This is a genomic window from Microbacterium sp. AC215 (assembly GCF_979258645.1).
This window is the reverse complement of record NZ_OZ409869.1, coordinates 1,208,417-1,229,299: the sequence shown is the minus strand read 5'-3', so window position 1 is coordinate 1,229,299 and position 20,883 is coordinate 1,208,417. Positions and strand designations below refer to the sequence as shown.

Here is a 20,883-nt window from a genome sequence, read left to right as displayed (position 1 = left end):
GTCGCCCGCACAGCGCACCGCGGGTCGGACGCCCCGGGGTGCGGCGAGCAGAGGCGCGCAGGACCGCAGGGTCGATGTGCGCGAGTGGGCCTCCGGCATCCGCCTGTCGGCCTTCTCGGTCATCATGCTGTCTCTCGTGGTCCTCGGCGCATGGGTGCTGGTGCCGACCCTCGGCACCTTCATCGATCAGAGGCAGAAGATCTCGGCTCTGGAGCAGTCGATCCAGGTCTCCGAAGACCAGATCGCCGCGCTCGAGAAAGAGCGTGAACGCTGGAACGACCCGGCGTACATCACCACCCAGGCGCGTGAGCGCCTGTATTACGTCAAGCCCGGCGAGGTCGTGTACCTGATCGACAACGACCTCGACCCCGCCGCGCTTCCGCAGCAGCAGGGCCCGGTCAGCGACACGCTCGAAGAGACGCCCTCCGACTGGATGCCGCAGCTCCTGCGCACTCTGACGTCCGCCGGACTCAGCGACACGGCCGCAGTCGCCCGCTGACCCGCGCCGCCGCCGCACGGGGCGTGTGCTCCGAGCATCCTCCCGGTCGGCTCCCGTACGCTGGTCGGGTGACCACGCCGCCATTCCCCGCCCCCACGACCGCCGAACTCGCCGTGGTGTCGGCCCAGTTGGGGAGAACCGCGCGCGGCGTCGTCGGCATCGCAGCCCGTTGCGTGTGCGGCAACCCCACGGTCGTCGCCACCACGCCGAGGCTGCCGGACGGAACGCCGTTCCCCACCTTCTACTACCTCACCCACCCTGCCGCGACTGCGGCCATGTCGACTCTCGAGGCCACTCAGGTCATGCCGGAGCTCGCGGCGCTCCTCGCCGAGGACGACGGGGTCGCGGCGGCCTACCTCGCGGCGCACGAGGCCTACCTCGCCGACCGTGCGCAGTTCGGCGAGGTCACCGAGATCGACGGCATCTCGGCCGGCGGCATGCCCACGCGCGTCAAGTGCCTGCACGCTCTGGCCGGTCACGCTCTCGCGGCGGGCCCCGGCGTGAACCCGATCGGCGACGTGGCGCTCGAGCGTTCGACGTGGTCTCCCGAGAAGTGCCGGTGCGACGCCCCGGGTGCGGCGCTGCGCGACGTCGAGGCGTCGACCGAATGAGGCCGCCGCGGATGCTGCGCAACGGCGTCGCGGTGGCGACGATCGTGGCATCCGTCCTGCTCCTCGGCGCAGCGGCGACGCCGCCGCCGGTGCCCGATGATCCCGCCGATCCGGTGCGCGCCGCCGAATACTGGCTCGATGGCGCCGGGATCCGAGACGCCTGGCAGACCACCCGCGGCGACGGAGTGACCATCGCCGTCATCGACACCGGGATCGCCAAGGTCCCGGGAGTGTTCGACGGGGCCGTCGTCGGCGGCACGGACGTGTCCGGCACCGGGACACCCGACGGGCGCACCCCGGTGGGTGCCATCGACGGCAATCACGGCTCGTGGGTCGCGTCCCTCGCCGCCGGGCGCGGCGCGGCCGACGGCAAGGGCATGATCGGCGTCGCCCCCGAAGCCGATCTGCTCTCGATCTCCGTGGGGTTCGGCGCAGCTGCCGCCGTGCCGTTCACCGAGCAGGTGGCGAAGGCGATGCGCTGGGCGGTCGATCACGGGGCGGACATCATCAACCTCTCGTTCACCACGAACACGCTGGACTGGGACAAGAGTTGGGACGACGCGTTCCTCTACGCCTTCGAGAACGACGTCGTGGTCGTGGTCGCGGCGGGCAATCGGGGGAGCGGCACCGACATCATCGGCGCCCCCGCGACGATCCCCGGCGTGCTCACGGTCGGCGGAGTCGATCAGACGGGCACGGCGAGCATCGAGGCCTCGACGCAGGGGATCACCATCGGCATCGCGGCACCCAGCGAGGGCCTGCGAGGTGTCTCGGCGGACGGCACGGTCGTGCCCTGGAGCGGCACCAGCGGTGCGGCGCCCATCGTCGCGGGCATCGCGGCCCTCGTCCGGTCCGCGCATCCCGAGCTCGATGCCGCCAACGTCATCAACCGCATCATCAAGACGGCGATCGAGGTCCCCGGCATGGCGGATCCTCCCGACCCCCTCTACGGCTACGGTCTGGTGGATGCCGAGGCGGCGATCAGCGGGGACGTGCCCAAGGTCTCCGAGAACCCCATGGGAGACCTCGCCGAGTGGGTCCGCCTGTTCCGTCGGGCGGAGACGGTCCCGCAGCCGGAACCCACCGCCGCGCCGGTCGAGGTGCCGCCTCTGCCGGATGCGGACGCGCCGACAGAAGCCGGTTCACCGCTGCTTCCCAGCGCTGAATCGCTGCGCTACGGTACCCTGCCGCTCATCGCGCTCACAGTCCCTGGTATCCTGATAGCGCTTGGCGTCACCGCAGCTGCCCGGCGCATCCGATCGGCGCGCGCACGCACGCCACATTCCTGACTCCCGAGGAGTTGTCCCCCTGTGCCTCAGAACAGCACTGTGCCCAAGATTCTGATCGTCGGTGGAGGCTATGCAGGCTTCTACACGGCGTGGAAGCTGGAGAAGCACCTTCGCAAGGGTGAAGCAGACGTCACCATGGTCGACCCGCTGCCGTACATGACGTACCAGCCGTTCCTCCCCGAGGTGGCCGCCGGCTCGATCGAAGCCCGACACTCGGTGGTCGCCCACCGTCGTCACCTCAAGCGCACGAACGTGCTCACCGCCAAGGTGACCGGAATCAACCACGCCGAGAAGGTCGCGACGATCATGCCTCCCGTGGGCGAGCCGTACGAGTTCGCGTACGACCAGATCGTGGTGACCGCGGGTGCCGTCTCGCGCACCTTCCCGATCCCGGGCATCGCAGACAACGCGATCGGCCTGAAGACGATCGAGGAGGCCGTCGCGATCCGTGACCGCCTGATGTCGAACTTCGACAAGGCGGCGTCGCTGCCTGCGGGCCCCGCGCGTGATCGCCTGCTCTCCGTCGTCGTCGTCGGCGGTGGCTTCGCCGGCATCGAGGTGTTCGCCGAGCTGCGCTCGCTCGCCTCGTCGCTGGTCAGCAAGTACCCACAGCTGACCTTCGACGACACCCACTTCCACCTGATCGAGGCGATGGGGCGCATCATGCCCGAGGTCTCGCTGCAGACGAGCGAGTGGGTGCTCAAGGACCTCGCGAAGCGCGGCGCCAACGTGCACCTCGACACGCAGCTCACCAGCGCGGTCGACGGCAACGTCGAGCTGTCGACGGGTGAGGTCATCCCCACCGATCTGATCGTCTGGACCGCCGGTGTCATGGCGAACCCGACGGTGGTGCGCGGTGGCGACCTCCCGATCGAGGAGCGCGGCCGCATCCAGACCCGTGCAGACCTCCGTGTCGGCACCCCCGAGGCCTTCGTTCCCGGGGCCTGGGCCGCCGGTGACGTCTCTGCCGTCCCCGACCTGTCCGGTGGTGGCGTCGGCGGCTTCTGCGTGCCGAACGCCCAGCACGCCGTCCGTCAGGCGAAGCTCCTCGCGAAGAACATCGTCGCCGTGCTGCGTGGCGAGGACCCGAAGGAGTACTTCCACAAGAACCTCGGCGCCGTCGCGGGCCTCGGGCTCTACAACGGTGTCTTCCAGTCCGGCAAGATCGCCCTCAAGGGGTTCGTCGCCTGGGTCGCCCACCGTGGATACCACGGCCTCGCGATGCCCACGTGGGAGCGCAAGTTCCGCGTGGTGTGGGGCTGGTGGAACAACCTGTGGCTCGGTCGCGACCTGGTGAACCTCGAGACGGTCCAGAACCCGCGCTATGTCTTCGAGGAGTTCGCCGCTCGCCCGCGTCCGGCCGCCGATGCGCCGGCTCCCGCCGTCACGGCTCCGGCCGCGCAGGCGACCGCCGTCGACAAGGCTGCTGACGAGAAGCCCGCCGGCCAGAAGACCGGTGCCAAGAAGCCGGCCGCCAAGAAGACCGCCGAGACGGCTGCCGCCAAGTAGTCCTCTCCTCGAACGCCCCGATTCCTCCGGAGTCGGGGCGTTCGTCGTCTCCGCCGACGGGGCGTGTCTCGCACCCCGTTCATAGGCGCGCTTGCTACCGTCGGCAGCGCAAGGGGAGTACTCCCGTCTGCGGTGGTGTCGTCATTACGGATACGAGGTCGTGTCCCGGCCCACCGGCCCGTGAGGGTGGAGGAGACCTGGCGTCCGTATCCGGGGACGGCCAAGGACCCCTCACCGCACCGCTGTCGAGACCCGTGGTCGTCCACACCACGAAGGAATCGTCACCATGGGAAAACTCAACCGACTGCTCGGGATGGCCGCTCGCGCCCTCGATCTCGACGAGAGCGGATCCCGCACGGATCGCGACGGCTCGCGGGGGCAGACGCCTCCCGCGCCCGGACGGCGTCACCCGGAAAATGATCGATACTCTCCTCCGCCGGTGCACCGGACGTCGCGTGACCCGTACTCTCCGCCTCCTGCCGGTGCCGCCTCCGCCTCCCGTGCAGCCGGATCGGGGTCGGACGCCGACCGGGCCGCGATCGCACGATACGACTACCTGCTCGAGACCGCCGATCCGCACCGCGTCGAGCAGATCCATCGCGAGGCGTTCGCGCGGCTGACGCCGGCGCAGCGCGCGCAGGTGCAGGAGCGCATGAACACGGAGCTCGCGCCCGGCGAACGCCCGACCTCGTCCTCGCCGGAGGATCTCGCACGCGCGGCCGGGCGCTCCGAGGCGGCGCACCCCGGACGCATGCGCGGCATCCTGTCGCGGGTGCGCGGGTTCGGCGCTGCCGGTGCCGTCGGCGGCGCCGCCGTGGGCGCGTTGGGCATCGTGGCGGTCGGCGCCGTCGGCAGTGCCGTCGCCGCCCCCCTTCTCGAGCAGGCGGCCGGGCTCGGTGTCGACTTCGACGCGCTCGCGCAGGGTGTCGACGTCGAGGCGATCGCGAGCGGACTCGGCGGAGAGGAGCTAGCGGGAGCCGCTGAGGGTGTTCTCGGATCGGCCGGTGAGACCGTCTCGGGCCTCGGCGACACCGCGAGCGAATGGGGTCAGCGGCTCGGCGACCTCGGCATCCCCGGAATCGGCGATCTGTTCGGCCGATGAGCGGCGCGATCATGGCGGCCGCCGAGTCATCGCCGTCGGATCACGGATTCTCCGGCCTCACCGGGTTCGCCGCCGACGTCCTCACCCAGCTCGGCGACATCGGCGTGGGCGTGCTGGTGTTCCTCGAGGTGCTCGTCCCGCCCATTCCGAGCGAGGTGATCCTGCCGTTCGCCGGGTACCTGAGTCAGAGCGGCGACCTCACGCTCGGCTGGCTGATCGTGTGGAGCACCCTCGCCTCATGGATCGGAGCGCTCCTGCTCTACTGGCTCGGGGCGGCCATCGGCATCGAGCGGGCCGTGCGGCTTCTCGCGGCCACCAAGCTGGTCAGCCGCGGCGATCTGGACCGGGGAGTGGCCTGGTTCCAGCGAAGCGGAGGGTGGACGGTGCTCGTGGGGCGGATGGTCCCCGGAGTCCGCAGCCTGATCTCGATCCCTGCGGGTGCCACGCGGATGAACCTGGCGCGATTCAGCGTCTACACCATCGTGGGCAGCGGCCTCTGGAACACTCTGCTCATCGGGGTGGGTGCCCTGCTGGGAACCCAGCACGAGCAGCTCGAGCACCTGCTCGGGTATCTCGACTACGCCGTGTATTCAGCGCTGGCGATCGCCGTCGGTGTGCTGGTCCTGCGCCGAATCCGTGAGGCGCGCGGGTCGGCATCCGCGAACGGACAGACCCGCGGCGCGGCAGATGGACGCGCGGATGGCTGAGAAGCGCGCTGTGCCCCCGCTGGGACTCGAACCCAGACTGAAGCGATTTTAAGTCGCCTGCCTCTGCCATTGGGCTACGGGGGCTCCATGTGACTGGCTCAGATTACACGGGTATATCGGCCGCTCCGGCGCCGCATCCCGCACGGACAGGGCGAAGGGAGACGGGCGTCCCAGCGCCCGTCTCCCTGTGATGCTGCTGAGACAGCATCGCTACCCCCCGGCAACCGGCCGGGCACGGCCGGTGAGCCGCCACGAATGACGGCCTCAGTGATAGAGACGGCGACCGTGGATGTTCATTACGAGCACTGCGGCTAAAGTACCGGGATTCCGGACGTGGCCGTACGACTGCGCTGCGACTCGATCTCAGAAAGCATGAATCCGCGTCCGCGCTGGACATAGGGTGGGGGAGTGCTCGACCTCATCGCCGATATGAGCCCCGATCAGGGACGAAACGCAGTCTCCCCCGAGTGGCACGACCCGTCACGGTACTGGCCGCGCCTGTCTGCGGCGACCGGCCACCTCTCTGCTCCCGTGGCGGTGATCGACAGAGAAGCGCTCCGGCACAACGCCCTGGATCTGCTGGTCCGTGCGGGCGGACTGCCGATCCGCGTCGCCTCGAAGTCGGTGCGCGTGCGCTCGGTGCTCGACGCGGTGCTGCAGCTTCCCGGCTACCGGGGGATTCTCGCGTTCACCCTCGCCGAAGCGCTCTGGCTCGCCGAGACCCATGACGACATCGTGATCGGCTACCCGACGGTCGATCGCGCGGGACTCGCGCAGCTCTTCGAATCAGAAGAGGCGGTGCGGCGCATCACGCTCATGGTCGACGACCCGGCGCATCTCGACATCGTCGACAGCGTCGCGCCTGCCGGCCATCGCCCCGATATCCGTGTCGCGATCGACGCGGACGCCTCACTGCGATCGGCGGCGCTCGGTCATATCGGCGTCCGCAGGTCCGCGCTGTTCACTCCGGGAGAGGTGGCGGCCTTCGCTCGCACGATCGTCCGCCGCCCCGGCTTCACGCTCGTCGGCCTGCAGATGTACGAGGCCCAGATCGCCGGGCAGGGCGACAACGCGGGTCCGGACGCGCCGGTGATCCGTCTGATGCAGGCGCGCTCGCGGTCAGAGCTGCGAGACCGACGAGCCGCGATCGTCGGCGCACTCTCGGAGATCGCCTCTCTCGAGTTCCTCAACGGCGGAGGGACCGGCTCCCTCGAGTTCACCGGCAGCGATGAATCGCTGACCGAGGCGAGTGCCGGCAGCGGACTGCTCGGAGGGCACCTCTTCGACGGGTATCGATCCTTCCGCCCGGCACCGGCGTCCGCGTTCGCGTTCGACGTGGTGCGGCGGCCGGCCGCCGACATCGCGACCGTGCTCGGTGGCGGATGGATCGCCTCGGGCCCCGCCGTGGCGTCGCGACAGCCGTCGCCTGTCTGGCCGCAGGGATTGCGCACTCTGTCGCGCGAGGCCGCGGGCGAGGTGCAGACACCGCTGCAGGGGCGAGAAGCCCAGCACCTCGGAGTGGGCGATCGGGTCTGGTTCCGCCACGCGAAGAGCGGCGAGCCTGCCGAGCGCATCGACAGCTACCAGCTCGTCTCCGGCGACGAGATCGTCGACGAGCTTCCCACGTATCGCGGCGAGGGGAAGGCGTTCCTGTGACCCGGATCGGCGGAACCTGGCAGAACTGGGGGCGGTCGGCGCAGGTGAAGCCGCTCCGCGTCGAGCGCCCGCGCACGCCGGAAGGGGTGCAGCGCGCCGTCCGGGCGGCTGTGTCGCAAGGTCTCACCGTGAAGGCGGTCGGAGCGGGGCACAGCTTCACGGGCATCGCCGTCGCCCCCGGGGTGCTCCTGGAACTCGACGACATGCAAGGACTCGTATCGGCCGACGCGTCCACCGGCCGCGCGACCCTGCTCGCGGGAACCCGGCTGCACCGCATCCCCTCACTGCTTGCGCCGTTCGGTCTCGCCATGGAGAACCTCGGCGACATCGACCGTCAGTCCATCTCCGGCGCGATCTCGACAGGGACGCATGGCACCGGGTCCGGGTTCGGGGGACTCGCCACACAGGTCGTCGCGGCGACTATGGTGACCGCAGCCGGCGAGTTCCTGAGAGTGGACGAGAGGCAGAACACCGATCTGCTGCCCGCGGTCACACTGGGGCTCGGCGCGCTCGGGATCCTGGTCGACATCACGCTGCAGTGCGTGCCGAACCTCCTCATGGAGGCAGTCGACGAGCCAGCGCCTCTCGACGACGTTCTCGAGACCCTGCACAGTCGGATCGAGGAATCGGACCATTTCGAGTTCTACTGGTTCCCGCACACGGACATCGCTCTGACGAAGAGACAGACGAGACTGCCGGAGTCGACACGGCGGCAGCCTCTCCCCGTCGTAGGGCGCTGGATCGATGAGACCCTGCTCTCGAACGGCGTGTACCGGGCGGTATGCGCCGCCGGGCAGGTGGCGCCCGTCATCACTCCGCCGTTCAACAGGCTCGCGGTGAAGCTCACGGGCGACCGGCGCTACACCGAGCTGTCGCACCGCGTCCTGACACAGAGCCGCACGGTGCGGTTCCGCGAGATGGAGTACGCGCTGCCCGTCGAGAACGTCGTGCCGGCCTTCCGCGCTGTGCGCGAGCTCATCGAGCGACGAGGATGGCGCATCGAATTCCCGATCGAGGTGCGCTTCGCGGCGGGCGACGACAGGTGGCTGTCGACGGCGTACGGCAGGGCCACGGGGTACATCGCGGTCCACCGCTACTGGCGCGCCGATCCTTCGGTGTACTTCGAGGCCGTGGAGCAGATCATGCTCGAGCACGGCGGACGGCCCCACTGGGGCAAGCTGCACACGCTGACCGCCGAGCAGCTGCGAGAGCGCTATCCGCGGTTCGACGACTTCACCGCCGTGCGCGACCGGCTCGACCCGGATCGCCGATTCACGAACCGATACCTGGATCGCGTTCTCGGCGCATGACGGGGCTGCAGCTGACCGTCGCACACCCAGTCGACGCGCAGGCTGCGCCGATAGGATGAGACAAACACGAGGAAGGGTGGGCCTCTGATGGAATGGCTCGTGCCGGTACTGATCGTCGTCGGTGTGATTCTGCTCATCGGAATCTACCTCTGGGCGACCTACAACTCGCTGGTGCAGCTCAACGTCCGCGTCGACGAGGCCTGGAGCGGCATCACGGTTCAGCTGAAGCGCAGAGCGGATCTGATACCCAACCTCATCGAGACGGTGAAGGGCTACGCCTCGCACGAGAAGGCGGTGTTCGAGAACGTCACGCGTGCGCGAGCGGAGACGCTGTCTGCCGGCAGCCCCGGCGAGGCGGGCATCGCCGAAGGTCATCTGCAGCAGGCGCTCCGCAGCCTGTTCGCGGTCGCCGAGGCCTATCCGCAGCTGCAGGCGAGCCAGAACTTCCTTCAGGTGCAGCAGGCCCTCGTCGACACCGAGGACAAGATCCAGGCTGCGCGCCGCTTCTACAACGGCGGGGTCCGCGAGCTGAACACCAAGATCAAGGTCTTCCCCAACAATCTCTTCGCCAAGGGACTCGGATTCACCGAGCGCGAGTTCTTCGAGGTCGCCGACAGCGGCGCGATCTCCGAGCCGCCACGCGTGCAGTTCTGATGTGTCACAAGGCCCGATGCGCACCAGCGCATCGGGCCTTCTGCATGTCCGGCCGCCCGTGGCGAGTCGATCGCGGGGCCTGAGCGTCGCTCACCAGACGTCGAGCTCCACAGCGTCACCCTCGACGGTCACGCCACCGCGGAGCGTCCAGGAGTCCGTGCGATACGTCTCGGTCCTCGGACTGCCGTCCTGACCTGTGCCAGATACGGTGGCGACGAGGACGCCCCCGTCGGCGACGAATCCACCGTCCGTGAGCTCCAGGACCGGCAGCTGCTCTATGCGGAACCGGACGTCGTCGACCGAGGCGAACTCGGTGCCCCACGGGATCCTGATCCCGCATCCGTCGGGAACGGCGTCACCGGAGACCTCCGCAGACGTGCACTCCTCGAGGTGGTCGTCCAGCGCCTGCTGTGCGGTCGTGCGCACATCGATCTCAGGCGTCGGTGCGCTGCTCGTCGCCGGGGGATCGGCAGCAGGGGACACATCGCCGGATGACAGCCACAGCCATGATGCCGCCACCACGACGACGAGAGCGGCAGCGACGCCGCCGATCGCCCATGCCCTGCGGCGATTCACGAGGGCACCTCTCTCGCGTGCACATGGCGACGCACGGACGTGTCCGGGCGAACCGAGAGTGCGGCGTGAAGAGCCTCTGCCGCGGTGCCCCACCGCGAGACCGAGACATGCGCGAGGCCCTGCCATTCCGCTGCGAGCGCCAGCTCTGCGGCGATCCGCTCAGCGTCGGCGTCAGGCCTGGCCTGAGGCTCCCACCAGGCCGACTGCACCTGAAGCGTCGACGTCGCGCGGTCGGCCTTCAGATCGACGCGGGCCACGATCCGGTCGCCGACGAGCACGGGCAGCGAGTAGTAGCCGTATCGCCGCTTGTCGGCGGGGACGTAGATCTCGATCCGGTAGTCGAGCTCGAAGGCGCGCAGCGCTCTGTCGCGGAACCAGACGACGGGATCGAACGGTGTCAGCAGCGCTGACGCGTCGATGCGGCGCGGCAGCACGGCATCCCGATGTCGCCAGCTCGGGAGCGGGCGCCCACCGCGGTCCCAGCCCCGCACCGACACCGGGAGCAGCTCGCCCGTGTCGACCAGATCGGCGATCGACTGCGAGACCGCCGCGCGATCGCGGATGCGGTGGTAGTCGGCGAGATCCGACTGCGTCGCGACTCCCGACGAGCGCGCCGCCCGACGTGTGAGCTCGCGGATCGCATCGTCCCGCGGCACGTGGCGCGACAGGATGGCGTCGGGGATCACCTGCTCGGCGAGAGCGTAGCTGCGCTCGAAACCCTTCCGACCGCTGATCGCGACGTCCCCGGTGCGCCACAGATGCTCGAGCGCGAGCTTGACGTCATCCCAGTCCCACCATGTGCCGCGCTCGCGGGGCGCATCTTCTCGGAGATCCGCCGGTCGCAGTGGGCCCCGCGCCCTGAGCTCGTCCTGCACCCAGCGCAGCGTCCGCGTGTTCAGGCTCATCCACGAGTCGGCCGCCGCCCATCGAGCGCGGAAGTGATCCATCCGGAATCGCCACAGCGGCCAATCCTCGATGGGGATGAACGTCGCCTCATGAGCCATGTACTCGACGTAGTGGGTGGTCCGGGAGTGGAACACCCGATCGAACAGCGCCGGATCGTAGGCTCCCAGACGCGAGAACAGCGGCATGTAGTGCGACCTCGCGAACACGTTGACCGAGTCGATCTGCAGCACGCCCAGCCGATCCATCACCCGGTGGATGTGCCGGGCCGACACCGATGCGGGGCGTGCGCGGGAGAAACCCTGCGCGGCCAGCGCGATGCGACGGGCCTGGGCGGAGCTGAGGGTCTCGGTCACCTCGTCAGGGTATCTCCGAGCGCCGACATCCGGGCCTCGTACGTCCGGACGCGCGGCGCCCGCGCCGTAGACTTGGGCGATGAGCGAAGAGCTGCGTCCACGGCTGAGAGACCTCTTCCGTCCGCGCCCGGTCTCGCCGGATCGCACGGTGACCACCGAGGCCGATGAAGCCGTCCCGCGAGGACTCCGCATCACGGCCGCATATTCCTGGCGCATCCTGCTGATCGCAGCGGTGGTGGCCGGATTCATCTGGCTCGTGATCGAGCTGAAGCTCCTCGTGATCCCGCTCATGGTCGGCATCCTCATCACGGCTCTGCTGTGGCCGGGATTCCAGTGGATGCTGCGCCACCGGTTCCCGCGCTGGCTGGCAGTGGCGCTGTCGATCATCGGCACGCTCGCGATCGTCTCCCTGCTGCTCTGGCTCGTCATCTGGCAGGTCCGCGCCCAGCTGCCCGACGTGCAGGCGCGGAGTTCCCAGGCGATCGAGGAGTTCCGGCAGTTCCTTCTCAACGGACCGCTGCACCTGAGTGAGACGCAGATCCAGGACTACATCGATCAGGGCCTCGGCATCATCAACGAGCAGACGCAGACGCTCCTCAACGGGGCTCTCGCGGTCGGCACGACCGCCGCGCATGTGGTGACCGGGGCGGTCCTCTCACTGTTCATCCTGATCTGCCTGCTCGCCGACGGTCGGGGGATCTGGCGCTGGACGCTGCGCCTGTTCCCGCGCGCGGCGCGACCTGCCGCCGACGCGGCCGCGAGCAACGGCTTCGCGACGATCGTCAACTACGCTCGCACGCAGCTGCTGGTGGCCGCGATCGACGCGGTCGGCATCGGCGTGGGTGCCGCTCTGCTCGGCGTCCCGCTGGCGATACCGGTCGCCGTGCTCGTCTTCCTCGGATCCTTCGTGCCGATCGTCGGTGCGGTCGTGACCGGCGCGATCGCGGTCCTGCTTGCCCTCGTCTACAACGGGCCGTGGATCGCTCTGGCGATGCTGGCCGTCGTGCTCGGCGTGCAGCAGCTCGAGGGGCACATCCTGCAGCCGATCCTGATGGGCTCCGCGGTGAAGGTGCACCCGCTCGCGGTCGTGCTCGTCGTCGCCGGCGGCTCGATGGTCGGCGGCATCCCCGGAGCGCTGTTCGCGGTGCCTCTCGCAGCGTTCGTCAACGTCGCAGCGGTGACCGTCAGCACGGGGTCGTGGAAGACCGGCGACGTCCCGAACGCAGACCTAATCTGGAGCACAGTTCCGCGCGAGCGGAGACGGAGGAATCGATGAGCGCAGTCCCCAGCCTGGACGAGTTCGAGAAGGCAGCTCAGAGTCTGGCTGAGGTGATCACGCGGACGCCGACGTTGCCTTCGCGCGCTCTGTCGGATGTCCTCGGAGCGCCGGTCGTGCTCAAGATGGAGAACCTGCAGCGAACGGGGTCCTTCAAGATCCGGGGATCCGCATATCGCCTCTCCCAGCTGAGTGCCGAAGAGCGCGCGCGCGGCGTGGTCGCGGCCTCCGCCGGCAATCACGCGCAGGGCGTCGCCCTCGCGGCGCAGACCCTCGGAATCCCGGCGACCATCTTCGTGCCGATCGGCATCCCGGTGCCCAAGCTGCTGGCGACCAGGAGCTACGGCGCCGAGGTCGTGCTCGAGGGAGAGACGGTCGCGACGTCGCTGCGGCTCGCCGCCGAGTTCGCCGAGCGCACGGGAGCGGTGATCATCCATCCGTTCGACCACCGCGATGTCGTCATCGGCCAGGGCACGCTCGGACTCGAGCTGCTCGAGGATGCTCCGGACGTCGACACGATCGTGCTGGGGATCGGCGGGGGAGGCCTGATCGCCGGTGTCGCCGCTGCGGTGAAGGCGAAGGCCGCCGAGATGGGCCGCACCGTCCGCATCATCGGCGTCCAGGCCGAGAACGCCGCGGCGATGCTTCCCTCGCTCGAAGCGGGATACCCGGTCGACATCGAGACGAAGCCCACGATCGCTGACGGCATCCTGGTCGCGCGCCCCGGCGCCATCCCGTTCGAGATCATCAAGGACCTCGTCGACGAGGTCGTCACGGTGACGGACGACGACCTCGCACGCGCCATCCTCGTGCTGCTCGAGCAGTCCAAGGTGATCGCGGAGCCGGCGGGTGCCGTCGGAGTCGCCGCGATCCTCGCCGGCAAGGTGAAGGCCAGCGGCAAGACCATGGCCGTGGTCTCCGGTGGCAACATCGACCCGCTGCTGCTGCAGCGCGTGGTCTCTCACGGTCTGGCGGCATCCGGCCGGTACCTGACGATCCGCATCCCGCTGCCCGACCGTCCCGGTCAGCTGGCGCGGGTGTCCGAGCTGATCGCGGAGGCCGGCGCCAACGTGATCGAGGCGATGCACACCCGTCACGGGCACGGGCTGCAGATCAGCGAGGTCTTCCTCGAGCTCAGCGTCGAGACGCGGGGCACCGAGCATTCCGAGCACACCCTCGACACCCTCCGTCGTGCCGGCTTCCAGCCGATGATCGTTCCGGACTGACCCGCGACGACAGAAGGCCCCGTCCATTCGGACGGGGCCTTCTGTCGTCGCGGAACGCGCGCGTGATCGGAGCGCGTCAGCCGGTGTAGGTCTCGACGTTCACGATCTCGACCGAGATCGCGCGGCCGTTCGGCGCCTCGTACGAGGACTTCTCGCCGACCTTGAGTCCGAGGATCGCCTGTCCGAGCGGGCTGGCCTCGCTGTACACGTCGAGGTCGCTGCCCACGGCGATCTCACGGCTGCCGAGGAGGAAGACCTCTTCGCCACCGGCGACCACGGCGGTCACGACCGTGCCGGGCTCGACGATGCCGCGGCTCGCGGGCGCCTCGCCGACCTTGGCGGTCTTGAGAAGGTTCTCGAGGGTGCGGATCCGCGCCTCCTGCTTGCCCTGCTCGTCCTTGGCGGCGTGGTACCCGCCGTTCTCCTTGAGGTCCCCCTCTTCGCGTGCCGCTTCGATGCGCTTGGCGATCTCTTCGCGACCGGTGGTGGAGAGGTGCTCGAGCTCGGCGACGAGCCGGTCATACGCTTCCTGCGTGAGGAAGGGAACCTGAGCGTCAGTAGACATGACGAAGCTCCTTCGTTAGGTACCCGGCGACGTTCCGCGGGGGATATGCCAAGACGCCCCGGCACGGTGCCAGGGCGTCATCTGTCTGGCTCGAGTCTAAGCGACCCAGCAGCTGTTCACCAAACCTGTCGTGGCGCTCGATACGGTGGGAACCGTGGCAGAGAGCGCCTGCGAATGGGCATCTCCGGCGGGGATCTCGACGACCTTCCAGCCGACGACCCCGAACTCCTCGTCCAGCGCCTCGACGATGCAGGCCACGTCCTTGCCCTGCACCCCGGTGATCTGGAAGCGCACGGTGACGCTGTGCTCATCCACCAGATCGAAGCCGAGATCGTCGGAGTCGACCGCGTTCATCTGCGCCGCGACGATCATCCAGCCGAACGCGCCGACGAGAAGTGCCGCGATGGCGATCAGGACGATCCATGGCCCCCGGCGGGAGCGGGTGCGACCGTAGCGGTCGTCGAGCTGTTGTGCGGTCGTCACGGGGTGGGTCTTCCGGTCGTTAGGCTGGTAACTCCAGGTTATGCGACCTGCGCATGAAAGGCAGACTCCATGCTCGCTCTGACCGAGACACCGATGCCGACGCCCACGATGACGGTGGCACCGGAGCTGGTCACGCCCGGATTCGTCGGCTTCGCCGCCGTCGTGATCATCCTGATCGCGGTGATCCTGCTGATCCTCGACATGAACCGTCGCATCCGTCGGGTCCGCTACCGCGAAGAGGTCAGGGATGAGCTCGACGCCGAAGAGGCCGCGCGGGCGGCTGACGAGGCGACCGAGACGGATGCCGACCTGCCGATCGTGCGCGAGGGCGACGACGACCCCGAGAAGCGCTGACCGAGCCTTCGGCGGGTCAGGCCCCGAGTGACGGGGACAGCGGTGCGAGGGCGATGAGCAGACACGCGACCCAGTGGCACAGGAAAGCGAGCACCGTGCATACGTGGAAGATCTCGTGGAACCCGAAATGGCCGGGCCACGGGTTGGGCTTCTTGATCGCGTAGACGACCGCGCCGCCCGTATAGAGGAGCCCTCCGACGATGACGAGCACCATCATCGTGGCGTTCGCGACGAAGAGGTCGGCGAGGTACATCACCGCAGCCCAGCCCAGAAGCAGGTAGAGGGCGACGTACAGCCACCGCGGAGCATTGATCCAGAACACCCGGAACAGGATGCCGAGAAGCGCCCCGCTCCACACGAACACGAGCAGCAGGGCGCCCTTCTGAGGGGGCAGCGCGAGCACGGCGAGCGGCGTATAGGTGCCGGCGATCAGCAGCAGGATGTTCGCGTGGTCGATCCGCTTGAGGATCACCTTGACCTTCGGGCTCCAGTCGATCCGGTGATAGAGAGCGGAGTTGCCGAAGAGCAGCAGCGAGGTGGCCATGAACACGGCGGCGGCCCACTTGGCCGCGCCGCCCTGCGCGACGGTGATCAGCACCACCCCGGCGACGATCGCGACGGGGAACGTGGCCGCGTGGATCCAGCCGCGCCAGGTCGGCTTGATCTCGACGGCGGCGTCGTGCGCCGCCTCCTCCAGGAGGGGCAGCTGGGGGACGTCAGGTACCGAGGAGTCGGGAGTGCTCACGCCTTCACTCTATGCGGGCTCCCATGCAGGCGAGCGTACATATCCTGAGCGTCGGCCCTGGGTCCGCCGACGCCGACGCCGACACGATAGCGTAGGGAGGTGATGACACGCGATGGTCAGGGGCGGGGGCCGCTGTACCGCCTCTACACCAGCCGGCTGCGCCGCCATCTCGATCCGGAGACCGTTCCCCATCACGTCGCCATGATGATCGACGGCAATCGGCGCTGGGCCAGGCAGCTCGGCTACGAGACTCCCGCGGAGGGACACAGGGCGGGTGCCGCCAAGATGCGCGAGTTCCTCGGCTGGTGCGATGAACTCGGGGTTCGGGTCGTGTCGCTGTATCTCCTGTCGAGCGACAACCTGCGAAAGCGCGACTCCGCCGAGCTCGCCGATCTGATCGAGATCATCGCCGAGCTCGCCGAGGCACTGTCGCGCGAGGGCAATTGGCGTGTGAAGCACGTCGGACGCTCCGACATCCTTCCCGCGGAGCTCGCGAAGGTGCTGGACGACGCACAGGAGCGCACGCGCGACCACACCGGCCTCCACGTCAACCTCGCGGTCGGCTACGGCGGACGCAACGAGATCGTCGATGCGGTGCGCAGCATCGTCACGGCGCATCAGGCGTCCGGCGGCACGATCGAGGACCTCGCCGCTCATCTGACCCCCGAGATGATCGGGGAGCATCTGTACACCGGCGGCCAGCCGGACCCCGATCTCGTCATCCGCACGAGCGGCGAGCAGCGTCTGAGCGACTTCCTGCTCTGGCAGAGCGCCCACAGCGAGTTCTACTTCGTGGAGGCGCTCGGGCCGGACCTGCGCCAGGTCGACTTCCTCCGCGCGATCCGCGACTTCGCCGACCGCGACCGGCGCTTCGGCCGCTGACCTCGACGACGACGCCACCCCGCGTTAACCAACACGTAACGAACTCGTGGCGTGTCGAGTCCGTCAAATGTCGGCGGCTGGTCGTAGCTTCTAGGCATCGGGCAAGGTGCCCGTCGGGTCGGCCTCAGGATGACGACTCGTGACCCCCTGGTCGACTCGTTCGAATAACCGGGAGTTCCCCGGGTCGGGAGTGGGTCGTGACCTCACGTACAGCGCAGCAGTCCACCAGCACCGCGCAGCAGTCCACCCGTAAGACGACGACGCGAGCGGGGGCGGAGGGTCCTGATCAGGATCTTCGGACCTATGTGCTCGACACGTCCGTCCTGCTGAGCGATCCGCAGGCGTTCTTCCGGTTCGCCGAGCACTCGGTCGTCCTTCCGGTGGTGGTCATCACCGAACTCGAAGGCAAGCGGCACGACCCGGAGATCGGATACTTCGCCCGTCAGGCGCTTCGCCACCTCGATGACCTTCGCGTCGAGCACGGACGGCTGGACTTCCCCGTCGAGGTCGGCGAGGGCGGCACGCTTCGGGTCGAGCTGGCCAACACGGACTCCTCTGTGCTCCCGGCCGGCATCCGGCTGAGCGACAACGACACCCGCATCCTCTCGGTCGCGATGAACCTCGCGCAGGACGGTCAGGACGTCACGATCGTCTCGAAGGACCTCCCGATGCGCGTCAAGGCGGCCTCGCTCGGTCTGCGTGCCGAGGAGTACCTCGCCGAGCAGGCCGTCGATTCGGGATGGACCGGAATCACCACGCTCGACCTGTCCGGTGACGAGATCAGCGATCTCTACGAGAGCGAGGTGGGCATCAGCGAAGATGCGAGGGGCCTGCCGGTGAACACCGGGCTCATCATCCACTCCGAGCGCGGTTCCGCACTCGGCAGGATCACGGGAGACGGCGAGTACAAGCTCGTCCGCGGCGACCGCGACATCTTCGGCATGCACGGGCGGTCCGCCGAGCAGCGGATCGCGATCGACCTGCTCACCGACCCGGACATCGGCATCGTCTCGCTGGGCGGGCGCGCGGGCACCGGAAAGTCCGCCCTGGCTCTCTGCGCCGGCCTCGAGGCAGTGCTCGAACGACAGCAGCAGAAGAAGATCATCGTCTTCCGCCCGCTGTTCGCCGTCGGAGGCCAGGAGCTCGGCTACCTGCCCGGAGATCAGGGCGAGAAGATGGGCCCGTGGGGGCAGGCGGTGTTCGACACGCTCGGTTCGGTCGTGTCCGGCAACGTCATGGAGGAGGTCGTCGAACGAGGCATTCTCGAGGTGCTCCCGCTCACGCACATCCGCGGTCGGTCGCTGCACGACGCGTTCGTGATCGTCGACGAGGCGCAGTCGCTCGAGCGCAACGTGCTGCTGACCGTCCTCAGCCGCATGGGGCAGAACTCGCGCGTGATCCTGACCCACGACGTCGGCCAGCGCGACAACCTCCGTGTCGGCCGTCATGACGGCATCGCCAGCGTGATCGAGACGCTCAAGGGGCATGACCTGTTCGCCCACGTGACGCTGATGCGGTCCGAGCGCTCCGCGATCGCCGCCCTGGTGACCGAGCTTCTCGAAGGGGGCGAACTCAGCTGACCTGAGTGGTCCGACAGCGGATGCCGTGGTGTCACGGCATCCGCTGTCGCATGTTCCGGCGGATGCGTCGGCGATTCGCTTCCGTCGGCGTGGTCGTCGGATTACGCTCGTGGCACCGAACGCAGACGATGGAGTGATGCACCATGAGTGACACAACGAAGACTGTCGAAGACCACTCGCTTCCCCCGGTGGCTGTCGATGAGAAGCCGCGCTGGACACCGCTGAAGATCGTCCTCTGGGCGGCGATCGCGCTACTGGGCGGTGTCGCCTGGACGATGCTCGCCATCGTCAGAGGCGAGACGGTGAACGCGATCTGGTTCGTGTTCGCGGCGGTCTGCACCTATCTCGTCTTCTACCGTTTCTACTCGAAGTTCATCGAGCGCAACCTCGTCAAGCCGAACGACCGACGCGCGACACCCGCCGAGTACAAGGCGGACGGCAAGGACTACGTCGCGACCGACCGTCGAGTGCTGTTCGGACACCACTTCGCCGCGATCGCGGGTGCCGGCCCTCTCGTGGGACCCGTGCTCGCCGCGCAGATGGGCTACCTGCCGGGCACGATCTGGATCATCGTCGGAGTCGTCCTGGCAGGTGCCGTGCAGGACTACCTCGTGATGTTCTTCTCGATGCGCCGGGGCGGGCGCTCTCTCGGCCAGATGGCCCGCGATGAGCTCGGTCGATTCGGCGGCACGGCGGCCATCGTCGCCACACTCCTCATCATGATCATCATCACGGCGATCCTCGCTCTCGTCGTGGTGAATGCCCTCGGCGAGAGCCCCTGGGGCGTGTTCTCCGTGGCCATGACGATCCCGATCGCCCTGTTCATGGGTGCGTACCTCCGGTGGATCCGACCAGGCAAGATCACCGAGGTGTCGCTCATCGGGTTCGTGCTGCTGATGGCGGCGATCATCGGCGGCGGAATGGTCGCCGAGACCGACTGGGGTCAGGCGGTCTTCACCCTCGACCGCACGACGATCGCGTGGGGGATCATCATCTACGGCTTCATCGCCGCGGTGCTGCCGGTGTGGATGCTGCTCGCTCCGCGCGACTACCTCTCGACGTTCATGAAGATCGGCGTGATCGTGGCACTCGCCGTCGCGATTCTCTTCGTGCGGCCGGAGATCACCGTCCCGGCCTTCAGCGAATTCGCGGCGGGGGAGACGGGGCCGGTCTGGGCGGGGTCCCTCTTCCCGTTCCTGTTCGTGACGATCGCCTGCGGGGCGCTGAGCGGATTCCATGCGCTCATCGCGTCGGGCACCACGCCGAAGATGATCGAGAAGGAGAAGCAGACCCGCTTCATCGGCTACGGCGGCATGCTCATGGAGTCGTTCGTCGCGATCATGGCGCTCGTCGCCGCGATCTCGATCGACCGTGGTCTGTACTTCGCGATGAACTCCTCGCCGGCCGCGACCCTCGGCACCGTCGAAGGCGCCGTGCAGTTCGTCAACAGCCTCGGGCTGACGGGTGTGAACCTGACCCCCGAGATGCTCACGAGCACGGCCGAAGCTGTGGGGGAGGAGTCGATCGTCTCCCGCACCGGCGGTGCGCCGACCCTCGCTCTCGGCCTCGCGCACATCATGCAGCAGTGGATCGGCGGCACCGGGATGATGGCGTTCTGGTATCACTTCGCGATCATGTTCGAGGCGCTGTTCATCCTGACCGCGGTGGATGCCGGCACCCGTGTCGCGCGATTCATGCTGCAGGACTCGGTCGGCAACGTCATCCCCCGTTTCAAGGACACGTCGTGGCGGGCCGGGGCCTGGATCTGCACGGCGGTGATGGTCGCGGGCTGGGGCGCGGTGCTGATCATGGGCGTCACGGACCCTCTCGGCGGCATCAACACCCTGTTCCCGTTGTTCGGCATCGCCAATCAGCTGCTGGCGGCCATCGCGCTCGCCGTTGTGCTCACCATCGTCGCCCGCAGGCGCACGTTCACGGTTCTCTGGGTGGTCGCTCTGCCGCTGGCATTCGTGACGGTCGTCACCGTCACGGCGTCGCTGCAGAAGATCTTCTCGAGCGTGCCGCAGGTCGGGTACTTCGCCAATCACGTCGCCTTCCGCGACGCGCTCGCTGCGGGCGAGACGTCGTTCGGCACGGCGACGAGCGTCGCCGCGATGGAGGCGGTGGTGCGCAACACGATGATCCAGGGCATCCTGTCGGTGACTTTCCTGGTGCTGTCTGTGATCGTCATCACGATCTCGATCGTCAAGGTCATCCAGGCGGTGCGACCCGGGCCGATCATCGATCACGAGGACCCGGAGGTGCCGTCGCGTCGGTTCGCTCCGGCAGGACTCATCGCCTCACCGGAGGAGCGCGCGGTCGAGAAGGAGTGGAACGCGCTGCCCTCGTCCGCCCAGCCGACGAGGGGGCACTGATGTCTGCGGCGGTGACCGACGCGGCGCGCAGGATCTGGCACTCCGTCGCCTGGTACGTGAACGGCGTGACAGGGCAGTCGCGGTACACGGCCTACGTCGCGCACGAACGGGAGCGGCATCCCGAGCGAGAGCCGCTCACCGAACGCGAGTTCTGGCGGGCGCACTACGCCCAGCAGGATGCCGACCCCGGAGCCCGCTGCTGCTGAGGGGGCGGAGACGACGGAT

21 protein-coding genes and 1 tRNA gene are annotated in these 20,883 nt (G+C 68.5%); 16 read left to right on the top strand and 6 right to left on the bottom strand.

The genetic code is table 11. The features are described 5' to 3' along the window. Positions 1-76: 76 nt before the first annotated feature. From ACZZZF_RS06215 to ACZZZF_RS06190, 6 genes are all read left to right on the top strand, one after another. Complete coding sequence (locus ACZZZF_RS06215) at positions 77-499, top strand: FtsB family cell division protein (RefSeq protein ID WP_285363096.1); 423 nt, start codon at positions 77-79, stop codon at positions 497-499. Positions 500-567: 68 nt separating this feature from the next. Then, entirely contained in the window at positions 568-1,110 is a 543-nt protein-coding gene (locus ACZZZF_RS06210) for a DUF501 domain-containing protein (RefSeq protein ID WP_053095505.1), read from the top strand. After that, complete coding sequence (locus ACZZZF_RS06205; RefSeq protein ID WP_053095506.1) at positions 1,107-2,399, top strand: S8 family serine peptidase; 1,293 nt, start codon at positions 1,107-1,109, stop codon at positions 2,397-2,399. The genes ACZZZF_RS06210 and ACZZZF_RS06205 overlap by 4 nt, the downstream gene beginning before the upstream one ends. A 39-nt stretch (positions 2,400-2,438) precedes the next feature. Further along, positions 2,439-3,908 carry an NAD(P)/FAD-dependent oxidoreductase gene (locus tag ACZZZF_RS06200; protein ID WP_463497548.1) on the top strand — a complete coding sequence of 490 codons (1,470 nt, stop codon included), beginning with the start codon at positions 2,439-2,441 and terminating at the stop codon, positions 3,906-3,908. A 286-nt stretch (positions 3,909-4,194) separates the two neighbouring features. Further along, positions 4,195-5,010, top strand: coding sequence for a hypothetical protein (locus tag ACZZZF_RS06195; protein ID WP_053095507.1), 816 nt, complete (start codon positions 4,195-4,197; stop codon positions 5,008-5,010). Then, positions 5,007-5,717, top strand: a complete 711-nt coding sequence (locus ACZZZF_RS06190) for a DedA family protein (protein WP_056277947.1) — start codon at positions 5,007-5,009, stop codon at positions 5,715-5,717. Before ACZZZF_RS06195 ends, ACZZZF_RS06190 begins: the two co-directional genes overlap by 4 nt. Before the next feature lie 11 nt (positions 5,718-5,728). On the opposite strand, the gene ACZZZF_RS06185 is transcribed toward ACZZZF_RS06190, so the two are convergent. Next, positions 5,729-5,801: transfer RNA gene (locus tag ACZZZF_RS06185), tRNA-Leu, on the bottom strand. Positions 5,802-6,125: 324 nt separating this feature from the next. On the opposite strand from ACZZZF_RS06185, the gene ACZZZF_RS06180 reads away from it, so the two are divergent. The 3 genes from ACZZZF_RS06180 to ACZZZF_RS06170 all read left to right on the top strand — a co-directional run bounded on the left by ACZZZF_RS06180 (position 6,126) and on the right by ACZZZF_RS06170 (position 9,337). After that, positions 6,126-7,373 carry a type III PLP-dependent enzyme domain-containing protein gene (locus ACZZZF_RS06180; protein WP_463497545.1) on the top strand — a complete coding sequence of 416 codons (1,248 nt, stop codon included), beginning with the start codon at positions 6,126-6,128 and terminating at the stop codon, positions 7,371-7,373. Beyond that, on the top strand, positions 7,370-8,683 hold the full coding sequence (locus ACZZZF_RS06175) for a D-arabinono-1,4-lactone oxidase (protein ID WP_463497543.1): 1,314 nt from the start codon (positions 7,370-7,372) through the stop codon (positions 8,681-8,683). Before ACZZZF_RS06180 ends, ACZZZF_RS06175 begins: the two co-directional genes overlap by 4 nt. Before the next feature lie 87 nt (positions 8,684-8,770). Beyond that, positions 8,771-9,337: a LemA family protein gene (locus ACZZZF_RS06170; RefSeq protein WP_042542063.1), complete on the top strand. Its 567-nt coding sequence runs from the start codon at positions 8,771-8,773 to the stop codon at positions 9,335-9,337. Between the two features lie 90 nt (positions 9,338-9,427). Here ACZZZF_RS06170 and ACZZZF_RS06165 read toward each other — a convergent pair whose 3' ends face one another. Continuing rightward, a complete protein-coding gene (locus tag ACZZZF_RS06165) occupies positions 9,428-9,913 on the bottom strand; it encodes a hypothetical protein (RefSeq protein WP_463497542.1) in 486 nt (161 codons plus the stop codon). Then, complete coding sequence (locus ACZZZF_RS06160; RefSeq protein WP_056277957.1) at positions 9,910-11,172, bottom strand: winged helix-turn-helix domain-containing protein; 1,263 nt, start codon at positions 11,170-11,172, stop codon at positions 9,910-9,912. The genes ACZZZF_RS06165 and ACZZZF_RS06160 overlap by 4 nt, the downstream gene beginning before the upstream one ends. Positions 11,173-11,251: 79 nt before the next feature. Between ACZZZF_RS06160 and ACZZZF_RS06155 the strand changes: the two genes are divergently transcribed. Together ACZZZF_RS06155 and ilvA are read left to right on the top strand one after the other, a co-directional pair. After that, positions 11,252-12,448 (top strand): AI-2E family transporter, encoded by a 1,197-nt coding sequence (locus ACZZZF_RS06155; protein ID WP_082297766.1) that lies wholly within the window; start codon positions 11,252-11,254, stop codon positions 12,446-12,448. Beyond that, positions 12,445-13,674, top strand: a complete 1,230-nt coding sequence (gene ilvA / locus ACZZZF_RS06150) for a threonine ammonia-lyase (RefSeq protein WP_053095513.1) — start codon at positions 12,445-12,447, stop codon at positions 13,672-13,674. The genes ACZZZF_RS06155 and ilvA overlap by 4 nt, the downstream gene beginning before the upstream one ends. 76 nt (positions 13,675-13,750) lie before the next feature. Here the strand turns inward: ilvA and greA are convergent, their stop codons facing one another. Beyond that, the gene (greA, locus tag ACZZZF_RS06145) at positions 13,751-14,239 is read right to left on the bottom strand and encodes a transcription elongation factor GreA (RefSeq protein WP_053095514.1); all 489 of its coding nucleotides are present in this window, start codon (positions 14,237-14,239) and stop codon (positions 13,751-13,753) included. A gap of 96 nt (positions 14,240-14,335) precedes the next feature. Next, the gene (locus tag ACZZZF_RS06140; protein ID WP_053095515.1) at positions 14,336-14,722 is read right to left on the bottom strand and encodes a DUF4307 domain-containing protein; all 387 of its coding nucleotides are present in this window, start codon (positions 14,720-14,722) and stop codon (positions 14,336-14,338) included. A 69-nt stretch (positions 14,723-14,791) separates the two neighbouring features. On the opposite strand from ACZZZF_RS06140, the gene ACZZZF_RS06135 reads away from it, so the two are divergent. After that, positions 14,792-15,076 (top strand): hypothetical protein, encoded by a 285-nt coding sequence (locus tag ACZZZF_RS06135; RefSeq protein WP_053095516.1) that lies wholly within the window; start codon positions 14,792-14,794, stop codon positions 15,074-15,076. Between the two features lie 16 nt (positions 15,077-15,092). Here the strand turns inward: ACZZZF_RS06135 and trhA are convergent, their stop codons facing one another. Beyond that, complete coding sequence (gene trhA / locus ACZZZF_RS06130; RefSeq protein ID WP_072590976.1) at positions 15,093-15,821, bottom strand: PAQR family membrane homeostasis protein TrhA; 729 nt, start codon at positions 15,819-15,821, stop codon at positions 15,093-15,095. A 102-nt stretch (positions 15,822-15,923) separates the two neighbouring features. Here trhA and ACZZZF_RS06125 point away from each other — a divergent pair, with 102 nt between their 5' ends. The 4 genes from ACZZZF_RS06125 to ACZZZF_RS06110 all read left to right on the top strand — a co-directional run bounded on the left by ACZZZF_RS06125 (position 15,924) and on the right by ACZZZF_RS06110 (position 20,864). Further along, positions 15,924-16,703, top strand: coding sequence for an isoprenyl transferase (locus ACZZZF_RS06125; RefSeq protein WP_056277965.1), 780 nt, complete (start codon positions 15,924-15,926; stop codon positions 16,701-16,703). 197 nt (positions 16,704-16,900) lie between these two features. Then, positions 16,901-18,283, top strand: a complete 1,383-nt coding sequence (locus ACZZZF_RS06120; protein WP_372984294.1) for a PhoH family protein — start codon at positions 16,901-16,903, stop codon at positions 18,281-18,283. Between the two features lie 143 nt (positions 18,284-18,426). Next, positions 18,427-20,658: a carbon starvation CstA family protein gene (locus ACZZZF_RS06115; RefSeq protein WP_072590977.1), complete on the top strand. Its 2,232-nt coding sequence runs from the start codon at positions 18,427-18,429 to the stop codon at positions 20,656-20,658. Continuing rightward, positions 20,658-20,864, top strand: coding sequence for a YbdD/YjiX family protein (locus ACZZZF_RS06110; RefSeq protein ID WP_463497540.1), 207 nt, complete (start codon positions 20,658-20,660; stop codon positions 20,862-20,864). Before ACZZZF_RS06115 ends, ACZZZF_RS06110 begins: the two co-directional genes overlap by 1 nt. Positions 20,865-20,883: the final 19 nt, after the last annotated feature.

Coding starts and splice junctions, on each gene's coding strand:
- ACZZZF_RS06115 (WP_072590977.1), top strand. CDS start 18,427: ATGAGTGACACAACGAAGACTGTCGAAGACCACTCGCTTCCCCCGGTG.
- ACZZZF_RS06205 (WP_053095506.1), top strand. CDS start 1,107: ATGAGGCCGCCGCGGATGCTGCGCAACGGCGTCGCGGTGGCGACGATC.
- ACZZZF_RS06110 (WP_463497540.1), top strand. CDS start 20,658: ATGTCTGCGGCGGTGACCGACGCGGCGCGCAGGATCTGGCACTCCGTC.
- ACZZZF_RS06195 (WP_053095507.1), top strand. CDS start 4,195: ATGGGAAAACTCAACCGACTGCTCGGGATGGCCGCTCGCGCCCTCGAT.
- ACZZZF_RS06155 (WP_082297766.1), top strand. CDS start 11,252: ATGAGCGAAGAGCTGCGTCCACGGCTGAGAGACCTCTTCCGTCCGCGC.
- ACZZZF_RS06190 (WP_056277947.1), top strand. CDS start 5,007: ATGAGCGGCGCGATCATGGCGGCCGCCGAGTCATCGCCGTCGGATCAC.
- ilvA (WP_053095513.1), top strand. CDS start 12,445: ATGAGCGCAGTCCCCAGCCTGGACGAGTTCGAGAAGGCAGCTCAGAGT.
- ACZZZF_RS06170 (WP_042542063.1), top strand. CDS start 8,771: ATGGAATGGCTCGTGCCGGTACTGATCGTCGTCGGTGTGATTCTGCTC.
- ACZZZF_RS06125 (WP_056277965.1), top strand. CDS start 15,924: ATGACACGCGATGGTCAGGGGCGGGGGCCGCTGTACCGCCTCTACACC.
- greA (WP_053095514.1), bottom strand. CDS start 14,239: ATGTCTACTGACGCTCAGGTTCCCTTCCTCACGCAGGAAGCGTATGAC.
- ACZZZF_RS06135 (WP_053095516.1), top strand. CDS start 14,792: ATGCTCGCTCTGACCGAGACACCGATGCCGACGCCCACGATGACGGTG.